At 59.4% G+C, this 497-nt stretch carries 1 protein-coding gene; it reads left to right on the top strand.

The window, feature by feature from the left end; genetic code table 11:
- Positions 1-497: YhdP family protein (locus FJV41_RS55500; RefSeq protein ID WP_220138001.1), on the top strand; the 497-nt coding region annotated here is incomplete at both ends.

Raw genomic sequence — 497 nt, 5'->3', positions numbered from 1 at the left:
CTGGCAAAGCCTGCTGCATATGCGCTGGCAGTTCCGCGACCTCACCTTCTGGCAGCTGCAGGTCCATACCAATACCCCTATTCAGACCAATGACGGTGGCGAAAGCCTGAAAACCGACCGCATCAGCGATCTCTTTTTACGTCAGTTCGATCACTTTACTCTGCGCGACAGCCATCTGAGCTTCCTGACCCTTTCCGGTCAGCGGGCGGAGCTGGCGGTTCCGCAGCTGACATGGCTTAACGGCAGGAACCGTCATCGCGCCGAGGGGCAGCTCAGCCTCTCCAGCCTCACCGGCCAGCATGGCGTCATGCAGGTGCGGATGGATCTTCGCGATGAGGATGGCCTGCTGAATAAAGGCCGGGTCTGGCTGCAGGCGGATGATATCGACGTCAAACCGTGGCTGGGACGCTGGATGCAGGACAATATCGCCCTGAAAAGCGCCCGCTTCAGCCTCGAAGGCTGGATGACCATTGAAAAAGGTGATGTGGCCAGCGGCG

The organism is Myxococcus llanfairpwllgwyngyllgogerychwyrndrobwllllantysiliogogogochensis (genome assembly GCF_006636215.1).
Classification (GTDB): Bacteria; Myxococcota; Myxococcia; order Myxococcales; family Myxococcaceae; genus Myxococcus; species Myxococcus llanfairpwllgwyngyllgogerychwyrndrobwllllantysiliogogogochensis.
Note: the sequence above shows the minus strand (reverse complement) of the source record. Positions and strands in the feature narration are given on the sequence as shown.